This window comes from Mycobacterium sp. (assembly GCF_032159565.1).
In the GTDB taxonomy this organism is placed as follows: domain Bacteria; phylum Actinomycetota; class Actinomycetes; order Mycobacteriales; family Mycobacteriaceae; genus Mycobacterium.
The window spans coordinates 13,794-34,568 of sequence record NZ_JAVHWR010000081.1; the positions used below are offsets into that span (position 1 = coordinate 13,794).

At 64.3% G+C, this 20,775-nt stretch carries 19 protein-coding genes; 8 read left to right on the plus strand and 11 right to left on the minus strand.

What is annotated here, in order from left to right; genetic code table 11:
• The first annotated feature begins 51 nt into the window (after positions 1-51).
• The 5 genes from QOC76_RS10240 to QOC76_RS10260 all read left to right on the plus strand — a co-directional run bounded on the left by QOC76_RS10240 (position 52) and on the right by QOC76_RS10260 (position 4,637).
• On the plus strand, positions 52-762 hold the full coding sequence (locus QOC76_RS10240; RefSeq protein WP_526356721.1) for an MIP/aquaporin family protein: 711 nt from the start codon (positions 52-54) through the stop codon (positions 760-762).
• A 7-nt stretch (positions 763-769) separates the two neighbouring features.
• Positions 770-1,399 carry a glycosyltransferase gene (locus tag QOC76_RS10245; RefSeq protein ID WP_526356722.1) on the plus strand — a complete coding sequence of 210 codons (630 nt, stop codon included), beginning with the start codon at positions 770-772 and terminating at the stop codon, positions 1,397-1,399.
• A gap of 333 nt (positions 1,400-1,732) precedes the next feature.
• On the plus strand, positions 1,733-2,401 hold the full coding sequence (locus tag QOC76_RS10250; RefSeq protein ID WP_526356723.1) for an aquaporin: 669 nt from the start codon (positions 1,733-1,735) through the stop codon (positions 2,399-2,401).
• A 30-nt stretch (positions 2,402-2,431) separates the two neighbouring features.
• The gene (locus tag QOC76_RS10255) at positions 2,432-3,910 is read left to right on the plus strand and encodes a catalase (RefSeq protein ID WP_526356724.1); all 1,479 of its coding nucleotides are present in this window, start codon (positions 2,432-2,434) and stop codon (positions 3,908-3,910) included.
• Positions 3,911-3,998: 88 nt separating this feature from the next.
• Positions 3,999-4,637, plus strand: a complete 639-nt coding sequence (locus QOC76_RS10260) for an HD domain-containing protein (protein ID WP_526356725.1) — start codon at positions 3,999-4,001, stop codon at positions 4,635-4,637.
• Between the two features lie 729 nt (positions 4,638-5,366).
• Here QOC76_RS10260 and QOC76_RS10265 read toward each other — a convergent pair.
• The 8 genes from QOC76_RS10265 to QOC76_RS10300 all read right to left on the minus strand — a co-directional run bounded on the left by QOC76_RS10265 (position 5,367) and on the right by QOC76_RS10300 (position 14,098).
• The gene (locus QOC76_RS10265; protein WP_526356726.1) at positions 5,367-7,865 is read right to left on the minus strand and encodes a GAF domain-containing protein; all 2,499 of its coding nucleotides are present in this window, start codon (positions 7,863-7,865) and stop codon (positions 5,367-5,369) included.
• 562 nt (positions 7,866-8,427) lie between these two features.
• Positions 8,428-8,706, minus strand: coding sequence for a hypothetical protein (locus QOC76_RS10270; RefSeq protein WP_526356727.1), 279 nt, complete (start codon positions 8,704-8,706; stop codon positions 8,428-8,430).
• 108 nt (positions 8,707-8,814) lie between these two features.
• Complete coding sequence (locus QOC76_RS10275; RefSeq protein WP_526356728.1) at positions 8,815-9,036, minus strand: hypothetical protein; 222 nt, start codon at positions 9,034-9,036, stop codon at positions 8,815-8,817.
• A gap of 531 nt (positions 9,037-9,567) precedes the next feature.
• The gene (locus tag QOC76_RS10280; RefSeq protein WP_526356729.1) at positions 9,568-9,855 is read right to left on the minus strand and encodes a hypothetical protein; all 288 of its coding nucleotides are present in this window, start codon (positions 9,853-9,855) and stop codon (positions 9,568-9,570) included.
• 287 nt (positions 9,856-10,142) lie between these two features.
• Positions 10,143-10,424 carry a hypothetical protein gene (locus QOC76_RS10285; protein ID WP_526356730.1) on the minus strand — a complete coding sequence of 94 codons (282 nt, stop codon included), beginning with the start codon at positions 10,422-10,424 and terminating at the stop codon, positions 10,143-10,145.
• A 151-nt stretch (positions 10,425-10,575) separates the two neighbouring features.
• A complete protein-coding gene (locus tag QOC76_RS10290; protein WP_526356731.1) occupies positions 10,576-12,096 on the minus strand; it encodes a GAF domain-containing sensor histidine kinase in 1,521 nt (506 codons plus the stop codon).
• Positions 12,097-12,209: 113 nt separating this feature from the next.
• Positions 12,210-13,124 (minus strand): NAD(P)-dependent oxidoreductase, encoded by a 915-nt coding sequence (locus tag QOC76_RS10295; RefSeq protein WP_526356732.1) that lies wholly within the window; start codon positions 13,122-13,124, stop codon positions 12,210-12,212.
• A complete protein-coding gene (locus QOC76_RS10300; RefSeq protein ID WP_526356733.1) occupies positions 13,121-14,098 on the minus strand; it encodes an aldo/keto reductase in 978 nt (325 codons plus the stop codon). Before QOC76_RS10300 ends, QOC76_RS10295 begins: the two co-directional genes overlap by 4 nt.
• A 238-nt stretch (positions 14,099-14,336) precedes the next feature.
• Here QOC76_RS10300 and QOC76_RS10305 point away from each other — a divergent pair, with 238 nt between their 5' ends.
• Entirely contained in the window at positions 14,337-14,723 is a 387-nt protein-coding gene (locus QOC76_RS10305; RefSeq protein WP_526356734.1) for a response regulator, read from the plus strand.
• Here QOC76_RS10305 and QOC76_RS10310 read toward each other — a convergent pair.
• The 3 genes from QOC76_RS10310 to QOC76_RS10320 form a co-directional block, all read right to left on the minus strand.
• Positions 14,691-15,335 carry a response regulator transcription factor gene (locus QOC76_RS10310; RefSeq protein ID WP_526356766.1) on the minus strand — a complete coding sequence of 215 codons (645 nt, stop codon included), beginning with the start codon at positions 15,333-15,335 and terminating at the stop codon, positions 14,691-14,693. The two genes, QOC76_RS10305 and QOC76_RS10310, sit on opposite strands and share 33 nt — an antisense overlap.
• 120 nt (positions 15,336-15,455) lie before the next feature.
• Positions 15,456-17,045: a FadD7 family fatty acid--CoA ligase gene (locus tag QOC76_RS10315; protein WP_526356735.1), complete on the minus strand. Its 1,590-nt coding sequence runs from the start codon at positions 17,043-17,045 to the stop codon at positions 15,456-15,458.
• On the minus strand, positions 17,029-18,114 hold the full coding sequence (locus QOC76_RS10320) for a 2-hydroxyacid dehydrogenase (RefSeq protein WP_526356736.1): 1,086 nt from the start codon (positions 18,112-18,114) through the stop codon (positions 17,029-17,031). The genes QOC76_RS10315 and QOC76_RS10320 overlap by 17 nt, the downstream gene beginning before the upstream one ends.
• A 285-nt stretch (positions 18,115-18,399) precedes the next feature.
• Between QOC76_RS10320 and QOC76_RS10325 the strand changes: the two genes are divergently transcribed.
• Positions 18,400-19,563: a pyridoxal-phosphate-dependent aminotransferase family protein gene (locus tag QOC76_RS10325; RefSeq protein WP_526356737.1), complete on the plus strand. Its 1,164-nt coding sequence runs from the start codon at positions 18,400-18,402 to the stop codon at positions 19,561-19,563.
• 668 nt (positions 19,564-20,231) lie between these two features.
• The gene (locus QOC76_RS10330) at positions 20,232-20,771 is read left to right on the plus strand and encodes a cupin domain-containing protein (protein WP_526356738.1); all 540 of its coding nucleotides are present in this window, start codon (positions 20,232-20,234) and stop codon (positions 20,769-20,771) included.
• The last annotated feature ends 4 nt before the right edge of the window (positions 20,772-20,775 follow it).

A 20,775-nucleotide genomic window follows, 5' to 3' on the forward strand; every position in this document is an offset into this window, starting at 1 on the left:
TGGGCGTCAGCGTTGACGACTGCGCAGCCCCAGACCGCAATTCTGTAAACCATGGTTACAGCGCAAACATCGCCCAAGGCGACGAGTGGAGAAATAGCCGAGGTCGTTGACGGTCCTCGGGCGCCCGTGAAGTACGCAGTCGAGGCAATTGGGACCTTCTTCTTGGTATTCACCGTCGGCGCGAGTGTCGGCAGTGCCAGTCCGTTCGCCCCGCTGGCGATCGGCGCGGTCCTGATGGTCATGATCTATGCCGGCGGGCACCTATCCGGTGGGCATTACAACCCCGCTGTGACGTTGGCCGTGCTGGTTCGACGACGGATCGGACTGCGTGACGCTGTCGCGTACTGGGTCGTGCAGTTTGGTGCCGGCCTGCTCGCGTCTGCCGTAGTACGGACGTTTATCGACCCGGCGCGGAGGCCGACCACGGCCGCCGCGATGCTGAGCGGTCACATCCTGGTGGCCGCGCTCGTGGTGGAGCTGTTGTTCACCTTCGCGCTGTGCTACGTGGTGCTCAATGTTGCCACCAGCAAGGACCACCCGGACAACGCGTTCTATGGTCTGGCGATCGGATTCACAGTCGTGGCAGGCGCTTTCGCGGTGGGCGCCATCTCGGGCGGCGCGTTCAACCCGGCGGTGTCGTTCGGCGCTGCCGTGATGGGGTTGTCCGCCTGGCAGACGTTATGGGTGTACCTGCTGGCCCAGACGGTGGCCGGGATAGCTGCAGGTCTCAGCTTCCTTGCACTGAACCCCGACGACAAGTGAGCGGAACATGAACAACGAGTCCGATCCCGAATTCATGCAAGCCGACATTCCGGTGATCGCACCGATCTCCCGGCACGACCCGATCGTTGCGCGCTCGGTAGTGGGCCTGCCGGGCCTCCCGACAATCGTTGCCATCGGTCCGTTCGACGACAGCACACACGCCGAGCAGCTGGCCGCCGCCTTTACCGTGGTGCGACGCCGCTGCCAGGCGCAACTCGTCCTCCTCGGGGACGGCACGCATCGCACCACCGTCATGAGAAGGACTCTGGCGCTGGGTGTTCGGACAAGCGTGCACATGGAAAAAGATCTCGCCGGGGACCGATGGGCAGACCTGATTGCCGCAGCCGATGTCGTCGTGCCCAGCGTCGCCGCGGGACCGATCACGCTGCTGGACGTGTTGGCCGCCGGCAGGCCCGTAGTCGCGCCCGTTGATCCAGCGGCTGTGCAGCTGATCGTTCCCGCCAGCGTTGGACTCGTCTACCGGCCGGGTGATGTGTCCGGGATGGCAAGAGCACTTTTACGTCTCCTGACCAGTCCGACATTACGAACCGGAATGGGCTGTCGCGCACAAGAAGTCGCGCACCGATACCACTGCAAACGGATGGCGCTGCAGCCGGCCGGACAGGCGGAGTGGTGATGCGTACCGTCGCTACACGACTGATCCTTTGGGTCGCTGAAATCCTCGATCATAATCTGGTCACCGTGCCGGATGTCGACCTGTTCGACGGAGGCTGTCTTCGTCTCGAGCGACCACCACTCGCTGACTCTGCTTGATGTAACCATGGCTGAGTCAATGCCCGTTTCTGGGACTCCACTCGAAGTTGAGCGGCTGTTGGCGGCGGGATTGTCGACCACGCTGCGGGCCTTGCCAATACCGGTTGGCAGGCATCCCGGTAGTGGTGCTGGCATGACAGGTGGTTGGTCGTCAGCACTGACGACGTGGCCGACGGTTGTGGCGAAGGTAGAAGCCATGGTCACGCCACACGCCACCGCGGGCGCAAGCGCCACCGGCGCAGGAAATGCCACGACAGTGCGCGGCCCGCGAGCCGGCGCGCGGTACGCGTTCGAGGCGATCGGAACATTCCTACTGGTGATCGCCGTTGGGGCGGCGGCGGAAAGTGGCAGCCCGTTGGCGCTTCTTGGCATCGGCGCGGTGCTGATCGCGATGGTGTATGCCGGTGGACACTACAACCCGGCTGTGACGCTTGCCGTGCTGATTCGACGCCGGGTCGGGTTGTCTGAAGCCATCGTGCATTGGGCTCTGCAGATCGGTGCCGGGGTACTCGCCGCAGCGGTGGTGTGGGCGATCGTCGACCCTACACGTGCGGCCGCGACGGCGGCGATCACGTTGACTGGTCACACTCTGGTGGCCGCATTCGCCGTGGAGCTGCTGGTCATCTTCGTGCTGTGCTACATGGCGACCAGCGGGGACCACCGTGACGACTCGTACTACAGCCTGGCGATCGGATTCACCACCGTCGCAAGCGCGTTCGCGGTCGCCGCCATCGCGGGCGGCGCGTTCAACGCGACGTTGTCGCTCGGTGCGGTGGTGACGCTGTCGGTGTACCTGGTCGCCCAGGTGCTCGGCGGAATAGCCGCCGGCGTCAGCTCCCTTGCAAATGAATCGCGACACGAATGAAGCGCCAGCCCCACAATGAGAGGAACGACAATGCCTGACCCTCAACCTATTCCGACGACGACGAATGCCGGGATTCCGGTGGAAAGCGATGAGCATTCGCTGACCATCGGCCCGGACGGACCGATTCTGCTGCATGATCACTACCTAATCGAGCAGCTGGCGCAGTTCAACCGCGAACGCGTGCCCGAACGACAGCCGCACGCCAAAGGTTCGGGTGCGTTCGGCCACTTCGAGGTGACCAATGATGTCAGCGCGTTCACCAAGGCGGCAGTGTTTCAGCCCGGCACCAGGACCGACACGGTGATCCGCTTCTCCACCGTGGCCGGTGAGCGCGGCAGCCCAGACACCTGGCGCGACCCGCGCGGCTTCGCGCTGAAGTTCTACACCACCGAGGGCAATTACGACATCGTCGGCAACGACACCCCGGTGTTCTTCCTGCGCGACCCGATCAAGTTCCCAAGTTTCATACGCTCGCAGAAGCGCCGCGCCGACAACAATCTGCGTGACCACGACATGCAATGGGACTTCTGGACCCTCTCGCCGGAATCGGCGCACCAAGTCACCTGGTTGATGGGGGATCGCGGCATCCCGCGCAGCTGGCGGCACATGAACCTCTATAGCGGACATACCTTCATGTGGGTCAACGCCGCCGGCGAGAAGGTCTGGGTGCGCTATCACTTCATCACCGATCAGGGCATCCAGAACCTGACCCAGGCCGAAGCCGACGCGCTGGTGTCAGTGGACACCGACTACCACACCCGGGATCTGTTCGAGGCGATCAAGGGTGGCGACCACCCGTCGTGGACCCTGAAGATGCAGATCATGCCGTTCGAGGACGCCAAAACCTACCGCTTCAACCCGTTCGACCTGACGAAGGTCTGGCCGCATGCGGACTATCCGCTCATCGAGGTGGGCCGGCTGACGCTGGATCGCAACCCCACCGACAACCACAGCCAGATCGAGCAGGGCGCCTGGTCGCCCTCCAACCTGGTGCCCGGCATCGGAGCGAGCCCGGACAAGATGCTGCTGGGTCGGATGTTCGCCTACGCCGACGCGCAGCGCTACCGCATCGGCGCCAACTACAACCAGCTGCCGGTCAACGCACCCCAGGCACCGGTGCACAGTTACAACACCGCCGGCCAAATGCGGTATCAGTTGGCCGCCGACCCGGTGTACGCACCCAACTCCAAGGGCGGCCCGCAGGCCGACACCGAGCGCTACGGCGCGCCGGCCGGCTGGCACACCGACGGCGACATGGTGCGCACCGCATACACGCTGCGCGCCGACGATGACGACTGGGGCCAGGCCGGCACCCTGGTCCGCGACGTCATGAACGACGCCGAGCGGGACCGGTTGGTCAACAACATCGTCGGGCACCTGCTCGACGGAGTCACCGAGCCCGTCCTGCAACGCGCCTTCGAATACTTCCGCAACGTCGACATCGACCTCGGCGAGCGAGTCGAGAAAGGTGTGCGCGCGGGCTCACTCATGCAAGGCGTGGACGAATGACCCGGGCTCTTCCAGCACAATTGGTGATCTTCGTGGCTGGATTCTCAATCGAGATCACCCTTGCCCCTGCCGCGACAAGCAAACAACGATGACGGAAAGAATCGCTGGAGTCACCATTCCCGACACCGTTGTAGTGAAGGCCGCGACCGAGCTGGCCCTTGATGCGGAAGACGAACTGCTGTTCCATCACTCTCGGCGCGTATACCTCTGGGGCACACTCAAATCCCGCCGGCGCGGGCGTCGGCCCGACCCCGAAATGAGCTACGTCGGCGCCATGTTCCACGATCTCGGCTTGACGCCGAAATACCGCACCGACTATCAGCGGTTCGAGGTCGACGGTGCCGACATCGCACGACATTTCCTGCTGGATCAGGGATACAGTCCCGCTGAGGCCCAGATGGTGTGGTTATCGATCGCCCTTCACACCACTCCGGGCATCCCCGAACACCTTTCACCGGAGGTCCATCTCGTAACCCTCGGTGTGGAGACCGACGTACTCGGCCGGGAACTCTACGAGATCACCGACGAGCAACGGGCCGCGGTGACCGCTGCGCATCCGCGCCCCGACTTCAAGAACCGGATTCAGCATGCGTTCTACGACGGCATGAAGGACCGGCCGGATACGACATTCGGCACGATGAACGACGACGTCCTTGCGCATTTCGATCCGCACTTCAACCGCGAAGACTTCGTCAGCGTCATCATGCAATCGGCCTGGCCCGAGTAGCCCACTCCTCGCGCGGCGCATTCGTTCTTGCCCTGCAAACCACAGCGCTTAGGGCGAGACTATGAGTCTCCTGCCCTAAGCGTGGTCGTGGTCAGCGGTGGTGGAACATCAGGGCGCCCATATCCCCGCCGAATGGCTGTTGGTTTTGGGCGGCCTCTTGCGAGGCTGCACCGGGTGTAGCAACGACTTGAGCATTTCCCGGGCTTTGGTGCACGGACGCGTCGGCCGCGGCGATCGGTGCCAGTCCAATCGCTGCCGCGGACGCGGCGAGGGCCAGGGGCGCAACGTATCGCAGTTTCATCTTCATTTTTCTCCTCATCTAGGTGACATCGCCTATACGCGATGTCGGGTAAAACCGCGTTCCGGCGGCTTACTCGCCAACCGGTAGGAGCACGGAGCAGGCGGCGCCGCCGATGTGTTTGCTGTAACCCTGGCCGGGGATCCTGCCGTCGGATGCACCCACCGTTGGCTGCCTGTCGAGCGGTCTGCGCCGACCATAGTCATCGATCTCCTCCACATGCTTTTTGGCTCGGCATGTATGTCTAGACTGCTCGATTCGGGCATCGTTGTCGTCGGCGTTAGCCGCCAAAACTGCTTGAGGAGAGCCGCAATCCCGCATTGCGGCTAGTTGCAATGCGGATCGCCATCCCACGGAAGATTTGGGGTCACTAGGAGTCCGCAGCGGTCAGCCTTGCGCCGTGGCATGTCCGCCGGAAGTGACTCGATGCCTCACTCGCTGTGGAGCGGGATCGTGACGTCCAGTGACGTTCCACTGCCGGCTCGGCTCGTAACCGTCAAACTGCCGCCGAGAGCCTCGGCCCGGTCTTTGAGCCCGATCAGTCCTGACCCCTTGCCCAAGTCGGCCCCCCCGACTCCGTCGTCGCGAATCGAGAGGTAGAGGTCGTCATCCCCGGAACGCGCGCACACTTCCACTTGGGACGCGCGGGCATGCTTGGCGGCGTTGGTCAGCCCCTCGGCCACGACGTAATAGGCGCCGACTTCGACGGAGTCCGGCAAACCTCGGTCGATGGCGAGATCGAGGGCGACAGGGACGGTGGATCGGCGGGCCAGCGTCTTGAGCGCGGGACCCAGTCCGCCCTTCGACAAGATCGCGGGATGAATTCCCCGCGAGATCTCTTGCAGATCGACTGATACGTCGGTCAACCCCGAAACAACGCGGGCCAGTTGGCTTTTGATGCCATCCAGTTGCGGCGGCACCGACGCCTCGGCCAGCCGCGTTTGTAAACTTAGCGAGACCAGCCGTTGTTGGGCGCCATCGTGCAGGTCGCGTTCCAATCGGCGGCGCGCATCGTCGGCGGCTGCGACGATGCGGGCGCGTGACGCCACGAGTTCGGCGCGCGTGGCGGCGTTAGCGATTGCCGTCGCGACGAGGTCGGCGAAGTCGCCGATCCGCGCCTCGGTGTCCGGTGGAAGCGGTTCAGGTCCCCAGGAGCCGACGATGGCCGCGCCCCACAGCCGCCCGTCGACAACAACGGGGACTCCCACTGCCGAACGGATGCCGAGCTCACGGATTTGGGCGGCATGGGTACCGGCGGCATTGTCATGTGTGTCCATTCGCGCGGCGCGACTGGTTCGGAACACCCTCGTCGCGACGTTGTCGCCGTCCAACGCCAGTCGCAGGCCCTCGGGCAGCTGCTGCAGCGCGTCCCCGTGAAAAATGGCGAGCGGGATGAGTGTGTCGTCGGCGCCGAATTGAGACACCGTCGCATGACGCACATGCAGGCATCGAGCCATTTCGTCGGCCACCGCGCAGAACACCTCCGACGGGGTGACCCCCCGCGCAACCAGTGTCGCGACCCGCCGCAAAGTGGCCTGCTGATCGGCGAGCACACTTAGCTCGTCGCGGCGCGACTGTAGTTCGGAGCGCGTGGCGGCGTTGGCGATCGACGTTGCGACAAGGTCGGCGAAATCGCCGACACGCGCCTCGGTGTCCGGCGGCAACGGTTCAGGCGCCGAAGAGCCTACGGCCGCCATTCCCCACACCTGTCCCTCGACAACGATCGGCACCGCCACAGTGCAACGCAGGCCCATCTCGCGAAGCCGTGCGGCGATGGAGCCCGGCGCCTGCTGGACGTCCGAGCTGTCAAGTCGCGCGGAGCGGCCGGCCTGAATCACTCTCGTCGCGATGTTGTCACCTTCCAACGTGTGGCGCTCGCCGACGACGGGCTTGTTCTTCATTTCCTGGTCAAGGTGAGACAGGGCCAGGACAGTCACTTCGTCGCCGTCGAAGCGGTTCACCGACGCGTTGCGCACCCCCAGGCAGCCGGCCATCTCGCGGGCCACCGTTGAGAACACCTCCGACGGAGGTGCCCCGCGCGCCACCAGAGTCGCGACTCGCCGCAGCCCGGCCTGCTGTTCGGCGAGCTCCCTTAGTTTGTCGCGCCGCGTCTCGGCGACGATCTGCGCTTGGTGCAACTCGGTTTGTTCGCGGCGACGTTCGGTGACGTCGCGGCCAACTGCGTAGAACAGGCCCCGATGCCACACGACGCTCCACTCGACCCAACGCTGGGAACCGTCCCTGCAGATCACGCGATCCTCGAAACGTACCGGCTCGGCACGGCCGGGCAGCCTTTCAAGCAAGGCGCGCACGTGATCTCGATCTTCGGGCACGACCAAATCGAGATAAGGGCGGGAAGAAATGTCGTCGAGTGAGTAGCCGAGTATCTGGCTGAAGGCAGGGTTGATGCGGATGACCCTTTCCGGACCCGTGATGCAAAGCAGGTCAGGCGACAGAACAAAGAACCTCTCGCCTACCCGCGCCAGGCCCGCGAGTGCGTTTGCTACCAACGCGACTACCAGAAAGACGCCGATCACCAACCAGCTCTGTGATTCCGCCATCGCAAAATCGGTGGTCGGCCACAGCCGGAAGTAAGCAAATGCAAGGGCGCTGGCGACCGACATCGTTGCGGCCAAGCCGAATCCCCACACCGTCGACACCATTAGGACGCCAACCAGGTAGAGCGTGCCGAAGCGTCCGGTCGAATCGGTAGCCACGTTGAGCGCACACACGATGAGGGTCTCGACCATAATCAAGGCCGCCGCGACCGCGACGCCCAGCGTCACCGACGGTGCCTTCGAGCCGCTCAGCAGCGCAAGTAGGCGCAACCGCAAGATGCGCGGACCCAAACCTGCGTCGGAGCGGCTGCCCGCGAACCAGCCGCCCGGCATCCACGCCGAGCCGGGTTGCCGTGACTGCTTCTGCGTCACCAGGAAACTCACATCGCTCTGCGGCGGCTGTCAACCAGACGGGTAGAAGCCAGCATAGCCGCGCCCAGACCTGCGCTGGGGGATTCCTGCAAGGCACGGCAGACCGTCGCTCGATACCCACTGGCTGCAAGGCACAGATCCCGGCTCGCGGGAGTGCACATTGGGTGTCTGCCGTGACGACATCTGTTTGCCGGAGCGCGATTATTGACCTCAACCGGCTAGTGAGGAGCGTCACGATGACATTCGGCGTCGCGCTTACATGCGCAGCCCTTACGGGGTGGATTGTGGAGTGGGCCCAGCGTCAGTGCGAACGGTGGGCATATGAGCGGGACAAGGACCTATGAACGAGCCTGAGAGCGCCCCGGCCTCACCGGCTATGGCGTGCCCGGCCAGCCATCGCGGGTGAATGTGCCGCCAAATCCCTGCAAAATTTCCCAGCAGCTTCACACTCGGCGTTCATCTCGGCAATGAATTGGGCCCAACGGGACTATTCCGCCCTTGCGGCGGCGGCGCAAGGGCGGCGCAAGGGCGGAATGGTCACAGCGAATGTCGCGTGGATATATCAAGAAGGCAGGCCTACGCCACCACCCGGATTCGCGTTGCCGGAGTCGTTCGGCAGGATCGGATTGTAATACCCGCTCTGAAACGGGATTTGGGGATCAGTCCCCTCCGGCACCAGAGGGTCTTCCCCACTGGGCGAAGGTGCCGCGGTGGTGATGACGTTGTTGTGCGGGACCGGCAATGCGGCGGTAGCGGCACTGGCCAAGGGCGCCAGGGCAATCGCCACACCGATGGCAGCGGCGGACAACCACGGTGCCATGTACTTGATGGTTTTCGTCATGGTCCTTCTCCCTTCTAGGATCGCTGTAATCGGCTGTGCCGTGGCCTAGAAAGGCAGGTCCAGCCGCCAGCAGGGTTCGTGGTGCCGGAGCCGTCCGAAGTGTTCGGGTTATAACCCCTCAGGGAAGGGGACGTATGGATCGGGTCCGAACGGCACCCGGGGGTCTTCTCCACTTTGCGCGGTGAACGTGGGCGTCGCGTTAGTGACGGCATTGTTGTGCGGGACTGGTGCGGCGGCGGAAGCAGCGCTGGCCAAGGGCGCCAAGGCAATCGCCCCGCCGATCGCGGCCGCGGACAACCACGGAGCCACGTACTTGATCATCTTCTTCATGGTGCTCCTACCATCTCTCACACCAGGGGCCGTCCAACAGTTCGGTTGCCTGACGTAGGCCCTGGAGATGTTTAGGTCGCGCCCCCTGCGTAAGGGAAGTAATCAACCTGCGGAGGCGCGTCGTTGATCTGAACGTTGCCGGGCGCCTGGCATTCGCTTTGCGTGCCGCCTAAGTCAGCGCAGGACTGTTGATCCTGAGAGGAATGACCCTGGGCCGTCGGTGCGGCAGTGGCAATCGGCGCTGCGGCGATGGCTACCGCGGCAGCTCCCGCAGCCAACAGTGGTGCGAGGTAGTTCAGTCCGAGTCGCACGGTGACTCTCCTTCGATGGTTGGACCATATGTATAAGTTCCAGAATTGCGAGACGGCGAGCCGCTGTCGTCACTGCTGACACCAATAAGCGCTTCCCGCCAGCCGGAATGACTTGAGCTCGAAGGCACGCGAAAGGGCGCCGGGTGGCAATGAGTGCCACACCGGTGCCCCGCTAGCAGCGATGTCGGACAACGCAGACTTATCGCACGGTCATTGACCGTTACCGGTGTCCACCGCCGTGACCCCCAGCGACGTGGCCCCCGCCGTATCCGTAACCGCCGAGAAGGAAGGCGTCGCCTCCGTAGGGGTAATAACTGACCGGCGGCGGCGAGTCGTTGATCTGGACATTGCCTGGCGACTGACACTCGGTTCCCGCGCCGCTCTGGCCGCAGGACTGCGACGGCGGCCCACTGGGAGCGGCCGCGGCGGCAATCGGTGCGGCGACGATCGCAAAAGCGGCGGCTGCCGCACCCAACGCCGGTGTGATGTAACTCAGTTTGATTCGCATGGTGGCAACTCCTCGATAGTTGATTGTGCCTGTCCGTGTTCCAGAATTGCCTTTCTGCCAACGGATGTCGTCACAGCTGACACCCATCCGTGGCGTGGCCACCTGGAATTTGTCTCTATCTGTCAGCATGCACGGCTCGAAGAATGCGCGGGGAAGTCGGTTCCGACAAGCGGGTCATGCCATGGTCGGCTCTTCATGGGCGGGTTTGGGTTTCGCCGATCTGTAAGGACGTAATAATGGCGGAAGCGGCATTCGTGACGCCGCTTCCGCACAATCATTAGCCTCGATCAGCGGCCCCAGCCCCAGGGGCTCCAGCCCCATGGTTGCCAGCCCCAGCCGCCGCGATCACCGTGAAAGCCACCGCGATAGCCGCCCCCGTGAAAGCCACCGCCATGTCCGCCGCCGCCGCCGTGGAAGCCCGCCGGGGTGACTTGGCTCGCCACAGCCGCGGTCGGGCCGACCGTCTGTGCGGCTGCCGGCTCGGCGGCAGCCGTAGGTGCCGCGGCGATAGCGACCGCCGCAGCACCCGCGGCCAGCGCTCCTGTGATGCGCGTGAGTTTCATTCGCATAGTTGCACTCTCTCGTGATGGCCGGCTTACCTGTTACCGAAAGCCGGCATATCTATCTCGTACACTTCCAGAGTTGCGCTGTAACAAGGCCGTGTCGTCACGGCTCACACCCATCAGCGCGACCCTGCTAACCGGAATCGCCGGCCGCGGGTCAGGATTCCTCGGAGGGGATCATGGCAAGGAGTTCCGTGCCGCTTCCGACGACACTGGAGATCCGCAGCTCCCCCCCAAGCGCCTCGACTCGGTCGATCAACCCGATGAGTCCGGATCCCTTGTGTGAGTCGGCACCACCGATGCCGTCGTCCCGAATCGACAGCCGCAAGTTCGGACCGTCGGCTTCCGCACTCACCTGCACCTCGGACGCTCTTGCGTACTTCGCAGCATTCGTGAGCGCTTCCGCGACAACGTAATAGGCCGCCACTTCGACGGACTCGGGCAACCGTCGGTCGATTGCGACGCGAAGATCCACCGGGACGGCGGACCGGCGGCCCAGCGTCTTCAGCGCTGGGCCCAGTCCACCTCTCGAAAGTATCGCAGGATGGATCCCGCGGGAAATCTCTTGGAGATCTTCTGATACACCCGTCAGACCCGTGACGACGTCAGAAAGCCTCTCCCGCAACACATGCCATTCGGGTGGCAACGACGCCTCAGCCGTGCGCAGCTGGAGCCCCAACGACACAAGCCGCTGCTGGGCACCGTCGTGCAGATCGCGTTCGAATCGGCGCCGGGCGGCGTCAGAAGCGGCAACGATCCTGGTCCGTGATGCCGTGAGTTCTGCGCGTGCGTCGGCGTTGGCAATCGCGGTCGCCACCAGGTCCGCGAAGTCCCCGACGCGCGCCTCGGTATTAGGGGGTAGCGGCTCATGTCGCGACGATCCGACATTGGCCGCGCCCCACAGCCGGCCGCCCACACCGATCGGCACGCCGACGCCTGAGCGCAGACCCAGCTCATGTAGGTATTGAATGTCCGGAGTGGGCGAATCCTCGTGGCTGTCCCGCCGGGCCGCCCCGCCCATGCGGAATACCATCGCCGGGACGCTTTCGCCGTCGAACGAAAATCGCCTACCGATCGGAATCTTTTTCTGCGACCCACGGTCGTCGTGGCTGGCGAGCAGAACCGCGGAACCGTCGGCCTCATAGCGGACCAGAGTTGCGTGGGTGACTCCAAGGCACCGGGCCAACTCCTCCGTCACCGCTGAGAACACCTCGGACGGCGCCACCGCCCGCGCCACAAGTGTGGCAATGCGTCGCAAGGCGGCCTGCAGGTCCGCGAGCACGCGGAGTTCATCCCGGCTTTCCTCGGCCTCCTCGCGGCGCCGATTCGCCTCGGCGGCTCGTAATCGCGCCTGGCCGACAAGCACATTGGCCAGCAGCGCGATGGGCACGAAGATGATGATCGCCACCGAGTCTTCGGTCGTGATGGGGAAGATGCTCCCGTCGGCGTCGAGATGGACGAACGCGTAGACAACCGCGCTCACCAACGTCGTCGACACCGCCAGCCCGAATCCCCAACCGGCAGAGACGACCAGGACGCCGAGCAAGAAGACGACGCCAAAGGTCATCACCGGAAAGACCTTCTCGAAGAGATACACCAGCAGCGTCTCCACGGCGATGAAGGCCGCGGCGACCGCGATGCCGAACGCGAGGGGCGGGGCTGTCGGGCGGACCAACATTTCGACCAGGCGGGCGCTCGTTCGTGGCGCCCCCGCAACCGCATCAGAACTGCATGTCACGCGCACCTCGACCACACACTTCCCTCAGATTGAGACGCCTACCACCGACAGCTTCATGTCGCGAAGACGGTCAGGCGATCGCCGGGTTGCGATGCGGTTTTAGCAGCCGCCGTGACGGCGGAGGCGACGTCGTCGTCGCCGTGGTCTCCGGCAATGGCCTCATACCAGCGCGGCAGTAGAGCGCTCGTCAGTGGGAGCTCCACACCGTGCCGATGGGCGGCGGTCAGTGCAAGCTCCGCGTCCTTGGTCGCGTGTCGCAACGGGAAGCCCGGGACGAACTCGCCGGTGAGCATCGCGGCGCCCTTTGCCATCGCGTAGTCCGACGCCATCGGCCCCTCTCCAACGGCTTCGAGCAGTAGCTGTGGGTCGAGGCCGAGCGCTTCAGTAAGGGTCAGTGTTTCCACCATCCCTTCGACGAGCACCGCCAGCCAGTTGTTGAGCGCGAGCTTGAGCCGGCTGCCGTCGCCGGGGCTCTGTAGCCACAACGTTTGATGTCCCAGCACGTCGAAGATCGGCTTCACCCGGGGACGGACCGCTGCAGCACCAGAGGCGAGGATAACCAGTTCGCCCTCCTCCGCGGCGCCGGAGCTGCCCGACACCGGGGCGTCGACGAACGTCACGTCATGGCTGACCACCAGGCCGGTGAAGCGGTCAGTCCATTCGGCACCGACCGTGCTCATCTGGATCCAGATCGCCCCCGCCCCAAGCATCGAGAGCGCGCCGGTCGGACCGGTCATGACCTGCTCGACGGCCGCGCCGTCGGCGAGCATGGTGATCAGCACGTCGGCGCCGGCGGCAGCATCCCCTGGAGTGGACATGCGGCGCGCATCGACGCCGACCGCCGCGGCTTTGGCCAGAGTGCGGTTCCATACGCGGACGTCGAATCCGGCATGGAGCAGGTTGCGGGCCATCGGTGCGCCCATCGTCCCAGTGCCCAGCACGGCAACAGTCACAAGTGGCTTAGTCACGGCATGCCTTCCGGGGACGGTCCGGCGACCGGTGTGGCGTCAGCCATGATCTTGTCGATCTCATCGAGATCCGAGTCGCAAAGTGAAATTTCGGCTGCGCTGAGGCTGTCCTCGATATGACCGACCTGCCGGGCACCGACGATCGCGACGTTCACGGCGGGGTTCGCGAGCGTCCATGCGATGGCCAACTGGCTCACCGTAATGCCACGGTCAGCTGCGACCTTTTCCAGGGCGCGCACCGCGGCCAGGTTGCGACGGTACGTGTCGCCGGTGAAAACCCCGCTCGTGCCGCGCCAGTCACCAGCATCGAAGGCGGTGTGCGCGCCTAGCGTTCCGGTCAGTAGCCCGTGCGCCAGCGGCCCGTACACCAGTACACCGATGTTGTTGTCGAGGCAGTACGGCAGCACCTCGTCCTCGATCTCACGACGGAACAGGTGATAAGGCGGCTGCAAGGTCTCAACTGGCAGCGTCGCGGCGAATTCGGCCATCTGTTCGGAGGTGTAATTCGAGACGCCGACATGGCTGATCTTGCCTTCGGTGATCAGGTCGCCTAGGGCGTCCGCCGTCTCGGCCACAGGTACCGTCGCATCGGGCCAGTGCACCTGGTAAAGGTCGATGTGGTCGATATCCAGTGCAGTCAGGCTTGCCTCCACCCCTTTACGTAGCCACTCGGGGCTTGCGTCGCGGACGAGGCCGGAATCGGTTTGGCGTAGACCGCCTTTGGTGGCAATCACGACCTCGTCGCGGTCACCGACAAGCTCGTGGCGCAACGCCCTGCCGAGGATACGTTCGGATGCGCCGAAGCCGTACGCTTGGGCGGTGTCGAAAAAGTTGACGCCGAGCTCGCGAGCCCGACGGATGGCAGTCACGGCCGCGTCCTCGTCGAACTTGCCCCAGTCGCCCCCAAGTTGCCAAGTACCGAATGCGATTCGCGATACTTCGAGCTTGCTTCGTCCCAATATCGTGGTCTTCATGCCGCTCCAATCTCGCCGAGTCTCGGCAGCCCTGCGTCAGCGTGGTTGTATGCCAGCGTTGCGCACAGACGAACCGGTGTCGCTACCGCTGATACCAATCGATGCCCCCCGGCAGGGGGAATCTCCGCATACCTGCCAGCTGGAGCTTGGGTCCGGGTGTCAGATGTTTGCAGTTAGTGGGAATGCGCACCTGCACTCAACACTGCGAAGCTGATCTCATGCTGCTGCGAGGTTCCCAATGCGCTGTCTAATCGTTGATGACAGCGCGGGTTTCGTCGACGCCGCGCGCGGCCTGTTGGAGTGTCAGGGCTTATCGGTCGTCGGCGTGGCGTCCACCAGCGGCGAGGCGCTGCGGTTGTTCGAGGAAATACGGCCCGACGTGACGCTGGTCGACATCAACCTCGGCGGGGAGAGCGGCTTCGAACTCGCTGAGCAACTCCATCGGGTTGGGGGGTCGACACCGTCACCGGTGATATTGATTTCCACCCACGCCGCCCAAGACTTCGCGGACATGATCGAAACCAGCCCCGCCGTCGGGTTCCTATCCAAGTCCGCCTTGACGGGCGCGGCCATCCGCGATCTCGTCGACGGGTTAGCAAGCGTCGAGGAAGGTGATCACCGCTAACACCCGGCGGTGATCCTCGCCGGCCTCCGGCAGGTTCAGCTTGGTCAAGATGCTGCGGACGTGCTTTTCCACAGTGCCTTCGGTGACCCAAAGTCGATGAGCGATACCGGCATTGGAACGTCCCTCCGCCATCAACGCCAACACCTCACGCTCCCTCGCACTGAGGGCCGCTAACGGATCATCCCGCCGCCGCGCCGACACCAGCTCGGACACCAACGCTGGGTCGACCACCGACGCGCCCTTGGCGATCCGCTCCAACGTTTCCAGGAAATCCGCCACATCGGTAACCCGGCTCTTCAGCAGATAACCGATGCTGTGGCCGCTGCCCAATAACTCCATCGCATGCTCGACCTCAACATGTGCCGACAGCAGCAAGATGGCGATATCGGGGAACTCCTCTCGGATCACCCGCGCGGCATCAAGCCCCTCAGTGCTATGCGTTGGCGGCATCCGAATGTCGGCCACCACCAACTCCGGGGTGCGCTCGCGAACCAGCGCGAGGAGCTGGCCACCGTCACCCGCCTGCCCCACCACATCGAACCCCGAACGGTCCAACAGGCTGGCCAAACCCTCTCTGAGCAACAAATCGTCATCGGCTACCACTACCTGCATCGCGATCACCACCTTCCGGGTCGGCTCGAACTCATACTGCACCGTTCGGATACCGATGCACCTGAGGATTGAGCAAAACTGAAGCTGGCAGGTATGCCACAGTCGGGCTGGCAGGGGCGCTCAGTGCGCGAACTGCTCCTCCACCGCGCGCCTGTCGAGTGCGCCCTTCGCAGTATGAGGCAGAGCCGCGACGACTTCGAGCCGTTCGGGCACTTCGAAAGGCGAAAGCTTGCTCTTGCACTCCCGCAGGATTGTCTCGGGTCCCATGCTCTCGTTCTGGGACAGGACTACGACCGCGCCCACACGCTCCCCGTATGTCGCGTCGGGCATCGCGAAGACGGCCGCCTCGGTGACACCACGACACCCGGCGAGGATCGCTTCGACGTGCTCCGGCGAGATCTTTTCGCCACCGCGATTGATGATGTTCTTGATGCGCCCGGTGAGAAACAGGTACCCGTCCTCGTCGACTGACCCCAGATCACCCGTGCGGAACCATCCTTCGGCGAAGCTGTGCGCCGTGCCGGCCTGGTTGGCGAGGTACCCGCGCGCGACCGTGGGACCGTGTACCCACACCTCGCCTTCGATGCCGGCCGGGCAGATGTGTCCGTCGTTGTCGACGACGCGAAGGTCCACCCCGGTTGCCCGGCCGACCGATCCGTGCTTAACGGGTCCGCGCAGCGGCAGCGGCAGGCTGGTCGCCTGATGCGAGGTTTCGGTCATCCCGTAGGCGGACAACACGGGCGCGCCGAAGGTGCGCTCCATCGCTCGCGCCGTGACCGTGTCGAGGGGCGCACTGCAGCTGCGCACGAACCTCAACGGCACTTCCTGCTGGCCGGGGTACTCGCGCGGTGACCGCTGCAGAAGGATCTGATGGATGGTGGGAACCGCGGTGAACCAGGTGGCGGCCGCGGCCCGCATGTCGTCCCAGAAGGTACGTGCGGAGAATCGGCCGTGCTCAGGGAGTAGCACACATCCGCCGCTGGCAAGGGTGGACAGCAGCACCGCGAGCAGGCCGTGTCCATGGAAGAGTGGCATCACCGCGACCGTCGCATCTTCGGGACCCAGCTCGTAGGTCCTGCAGATGGCCCTCACGGAGGCGGCGAGGTTCGCATGCGTCAGCGGAACCATTTTGGCCTGGTCTGTGGTGCCCGAGGTGAACAGCACAAGGGCGTCGTCATCCGAGAGATCGTCTATCGCGCCCCTGACATGTCGCTCTAGACGCGCGCCTGTCTCGAGGGTGGCCGTCGCGGGCCCGCCAATGGCGACGTCTACCTGCAGTTCCCATGTCGCGATGGGGAACTGCGGCGGTGCGTTGTCGGCCGCACGTGGTCCGACGAGGATCACCTGTGCGCCGACCCTTTCGAGCCGGGTGCACATCTCCGACTGGGGCAGCGCAGGATCCAGTGGAGCGACCACAATCCCGGCGCGTGCCGCCCCGAGGAGCGCCACGACGAACTCGACATTGTTGGCACTGATGAGGCCGACCGCATCTCCTCTGCAAAGCCCTGCACTGCCGAGGCGGCCGGCCATGTCGTCGACCAAGACTGCAAGCGCGCCGTAGGACACAGGTATCCGGTCCCTCGTCAGGACAAGCGCCTGCCCTTCCGGACGATCGCTTGCCTGCCGATCGAGGAGATCGACCAATCCTGTGATCACTGGCGCCAAATACGTGGTCGCGTCGCCGTCGATTCGCTCAGTGAGAGCGGCCATGGTCACCTCCTCCTCGCAAACGGTCATGCAGTCGCTTGCTATAAGTCTGGAAAGGAGTGGCGGGCGTGCCCAATACCGACCTGCGAACGCTCGATAACGGGCGGCTACCGTTTTCGGGCGGCATGCATTGCGGCGGCACGACCGGCGTGGTCAGCGTCCCACGCGTGAGGTACTGATCGAGATTTCGCAACACCAGTTCCCTCATCATCGAGAGGCTTCGCACTGTCACGCCGCCGATGTGTGGTAGCAGCACCACGTTGTCGAGTCGACATAATTCCGTTGGAACATAAGGTTCGTCGGTGAAAACATCCAGTCCTGCGCCCGCCAGCCGCCCCGCGACAAGCAGTTCGACGAGGGCATCCTGATCAACGACGCTTCCCCGCGCGATATTGATGACATAGCCGTGCGGCCCAAGGGCTTCCAAGACCGCACGGCTTACGAGGTGTTCGGTCCCAGCGCCTCCAACGGTTGCCACCACCAGCACGTCAACGGACTCGGCGAGCGCAACCGGCGAGGCGAGGTAGCGGTACGGAGAGCCGGGCACCTCGCGGCGGTTGTGGTACGCGATGGCACAGCCAAAGGCGACCAGCCGCGTGGCGATCGCCGAGCCGATGCGGCCAAGGCCCACGATGCCGACTCGTGATCCGCTCACGTCACGGCCCAGAGGATACTTTCCGTCATTGGGCCAACTGCCGGCGCGAACATGGCGGTCTGCTGTGCACAAGCCACGCATCGTCGCCAGCATCAGGCCGACGGCTGTGTCGGCAACGGAGTCGTTGAGCACGTCGGGGGTGTTGCTGACTCCAATACCGAGCCGGTACGCCGCGTCGACGTCGATGGTGTCGTAGCCGGCTCCGTGGTGCACGATGGCGCCGAGGTTGGGCAGCGCCTTCATCAGTTCCGCGTCCACACCAGGGAGGCCAGAGTCGACGATGGCAGTGACCGACCGTCCATGCTCGGCAAGAAAGTCGGCTCGTGTGGCATCGTTAGGTAATTGCAGCACTTGGTGTCTCGCCGCCAGTACGTCGGCCAGTGACGGCTCGATCGTGCCCACTTGAAGAACGCTCATACCTGGCCTTTTCGATCTCGGTGCTGACTCCTGGGCAGCTGTTTTCTGCCGTCAGTCAATGGTTGCGTTCCAGGCCCACCCCGTCGTCACCGATGACACCAATTTTGGGACCCTGCCAGCGGTACTCGCTACACACCGGTGAGCACGCAAGGCGAAGATTCCGGCTGGCTGGGGCCATTGATAGGTGCCAGCGGTGACGACACCGCTTGGCCGAGAGTGCAATTCTTTTGACGCACCGAAATTCGAGGGGCTGTGCTGACCGCGGACGGATTAGGAATTTTCACGATGAGCTACCCGAGCGGACGTCACTTCCTACAGATTCCCGGCCCGACGAACATCCCCGACCGAGTGCTGCGGGCTATTGACGCGCCAACCATCGACCATCGGGGCCCGGCCTTTCAAGCCCTCGCCCTCGATGTTCTCGAGCTGCTGGGCCCAGTGTTCGGAACCAAGGGGCCAGTGGTGATCTACCCTGCCTCGGGGTCGGGGGCATGGGAGGCCGCCCTGGTGAACACGCTGAGCCCCGGCGACACCGTATTGGCATTCGGCACAGGGCATTTCGCAACATTATGGCGTGAGATGGCCGGCAAGCTCGGACTTGCCGTCGACTTCGTTCCCGGAGACTGGCGTCATGGGGTGGACCCCGGTGTCGTGGCGGAGAAGCTCGCCGCCGACACTTCCGGAGCGATAAAGGGGGTGTGCGTGGTGCACAACGAGACGTCCACCGGGGTGACCAGCCGGGTTGCCGAAATCCGCAAGGCGATCGACAGCGTCGGCCACCCGACGTTGCTGTTGGTCGACGCGATTTCCTCGCTCGGCTGTATCGACTACCGACACGACGAGTGGGGTGTCGATGTGACGGTCGCCGGTTCGCAGAAGGGGCTGATGCTTCCGCCGGGCATGAGCTTCAACGCCATTGGCGAAAAGGCACTCGAAGCCTCCGCCGCAGCGGGCCTGCCCAGGTCGTACTGGGACTGGGGGCCCATCCTCGAGGGCAATCGGAACGGGTTCTTCCCTTACACGCCACCCACCAACCTGCTGTATGGGCTGAAAGAGTCGCTTGCGCTGCTGTACGCCGAGGGCCTACCAGAGGTATTCGCCCGGCACGCCCGGCATTCGGCGGCTACCAGGGCCGCTGTCCGGGCGTGGGGCCTGGCCGTGGTGTGCGCCGACGAGCGCGAGCACTCCCCGTCAGTGACGGCGGTGTTGCTTCCTGAGCAACACGACGCCGACAAGGTCCGCGATATCATCTTGGACCGCTTCGACATGTCGCTCGGCGCCGGCCTGAGCAAGCTTGCGGGGCGGGTGTTTCGGATCGGCCACCTCGGCCATTTCAACGACCTGACCCTGGCCGGAACGCTCGCCGGGGTACAGATGGGGCTGCAGCTCGCGGAGGTCCCCATCGACCCTGCCGGTGTGAGCGCTGCGTTGGAGTTGCTGCGCGCATGATCACCGCGCTGATGCGGGCACGTTGGTTTCGCGGGCGGTCGAGCGGCTGCGAACGCGCGATCCTGAGCGTGACGCGTTGCGCCGTGCCGGCCGGGCGGCGATCGTCGTTCCGCTTGCGGCCGCGGTGAGCTTTTTCGTTGTGGGCGGCTCGCAGGCACCGTTGTTCACGGCTCTGCGCCAACACCTTTGCCACGCTGCGAGCCGCGCCCCAGCCCGCAGCGGGATGGTGATAATCCTCCCGGGAGAACTCAGCACCGGCGTTCGGACCCCGGCCCCACTGCGGGGCGTCCCGGCTCACCCTGACCAAGCAAGTCACCTGCAATAGGGGCCTTGTCGTTGCTCACCGTGATGCCCTTCCGCCGTGTTCCAGCCGGTCGACGCGCCGCTGTATCTGACGTTCCCAGCCGAGAGGCAAGAACTGATCCTTCAGCTTTGCAGGCCCGATGTCGCCATGGCTAGCTTCAATGTGCACGTGTATGCGGGGTTGGACGGCAGACAACCCGGCTAGCGGGAATCTCCGGTGGGTGTCCGCTGTGGTGACACAGGTGCGCTGAGGCGGAACCCTTGACGCTACAGCCAGATAGTGCCGGCCATCGGGCGCCGACCCGCTCAACCGCGTCGTCATGGCTGATTGGTACCAAGCAGTCCACGTACCGGAAGGCGGCCCCATGGATCTGGACAGACGCTCCTTACTGGTTGCCACATTCCTGACGGCGGCGGTCGCCGGCTGTGAAAAGAACGCCGGCCGTCCGGCTATCCACTCCATATCCACGACTGACCCCTATCCCCCCGATCCCAACGAAACCTTCGTGCTACCCCACGACAAAATGGCATTCAAAGCTTGGGGCGGCTTGCCGCCACGAAGCGGCGAAATGGCAATGCTCTACGGCGATCTCAACAAGCAAGGCCCGTATCTAGTAATGATGAGATGGCATCCCGGTTGGTTCAGCGCACCACATACCTATGCGACCGATCGAGTTTGCGTCGTCGTGTCCGGCACCTGGTGGGTCAACAGTGGGAACGATTTCTTGCCCAACGACGCAGTTCCCGTTGGGCCAGGCGGATATGTGAAACGTACTGCCCGCACACCGCACTACGACGGGGTGTTGGCCGGTCGACGCAATCCCGCCGTGATCGCAATCTTTGGCTTGGGCCCCGTCGACATCCAGTTGGTTGACCCGACAGAGCCTTCATGGCACCAAGTTTGAACGC

Excerpts from the sequence above, each read along its gene's own strand:
- QOC76_RS10240 (WP_526356721.1), top strand. The coding sequence starts at position 52 with ATGGTTACAGCGCAAACATCGCCCAAGGCGACGAGTGGAGAAATAGCC.
- QOC76_RS10245 (WP_526356722.1), top strand. The coding sequence starts at position 770 with ATGAACAACGAGTCCGATCCCGAATTCATGCAAGCCGACATTCCGGTG.
- QOC76_RS10250 (WP_526356723.1), top strand. The coding sequence starts at position 1,733 with ATGGTCACGCCACACGCCACCGCGGGCGCAAGCGCCACCGGCGCAGGA.
- QOC76_RS10255 (WP_526356724.1), top strand. The coding sequence starts at position 2,432 with ATGCCTGACCCTCAACCTATTCCGACGACGACGAATGCCGGGATTCCG.
- QOC76_RS10260 (WP_526356725.1), top strand. The coding sequence starts at position 3,999 with ATGACGGAAAGAATCGCTGGAGTCACCATTCCCGACACCGTTGTAGTG.
- QOC76_RS10270 (WP_526356727.1), bottom strand. The coding sequence starts at position 8,706 with ATGACGAAAACCATCAAGTACATGGCACCGTGGTTGTCCGCCGCTGCC.
- QOC76_RS10275 (WP_526356728.1), bottom strand. The coding sequence starts at position 9,036 with ATGAAGAAGATGATCAAGTACGTGGCTCCGTGGTTGTCCGCGGCCGCG.
- QOC76_RS10280 (WP_526356729.1), bottom strand. The coding sequence starts at position 9,855 with ATGCGAATCAAACTGAGTTACATCACACCGGCGTTGGGTGCGGCAGCC.
- QOC76_RS10285 (WP_526356730.1), bottom strand. The coding sequence starts at position 10,424 with ATGCGAATGAAACTCACGCGCATCACAGGAGCGCTGGCCGCGGGTGCT.
- QOC76_RS10290 (WP_526356731.1), bottom strand. The coding sequence starts at position 12,096 with ATGTTGGTCCGCCCGACAGCCCCGCCCCTCGCGTTCGGCATCGCGGTC.
- QOC76_RS10300 (WP_526356733.1), bottom strand. The coding sequence starts at position 14,098 with ATGAAGACCACGATATTGGGACGAAGCAAGCTCGAAGTATCGCGAATC.
- QOC76_RS10305 (WP_526356734.1), top strand. The coding sequence starts at position 14,337 with ATGCGCTGTCTAATCGTTGATGACAGCGCGGGTTTCGTCGACGCCGCG.
- QOC76_RS10310 (WP_526356766.1), bottom strand. The coding sequence starts at position 15,335 with ATGCAGGTAGTGGTAGCCGATGACGATTTGTTGCTCAGAGAGGGTTTG.
- QOC76_RS10315 (WP_526356735.1), bottom strand. The coding sequence starts at position 17,045 with ATGGCCGCTCTCACTGAGCGAATCGACGGCGACGCGACCACGTATTTG.
- QOC76_RS10320 (WP_526356736.1), bottom strand. The coding sequence starts at position 18,114 with ATGAGCGTTCTTCAAGTGGGCACGATCGAGCCGTCACTGGCCGACGTA.
- QOC76_RS10325 (WP_526356737.1), top strand. The coding sequence starts at position 18,400 with ATGAGCTACCCGAGCGGACGTCACTTCCTACAGATTCCCGGCCCGACG.
- QOC76_RS10330 (WP_526356738.1), top strand. The coding sequence starts at position 20,232 with ATGGATCTGGACAGACGCTCCTTACTGGTTGCCACATTCCTGACGGCG.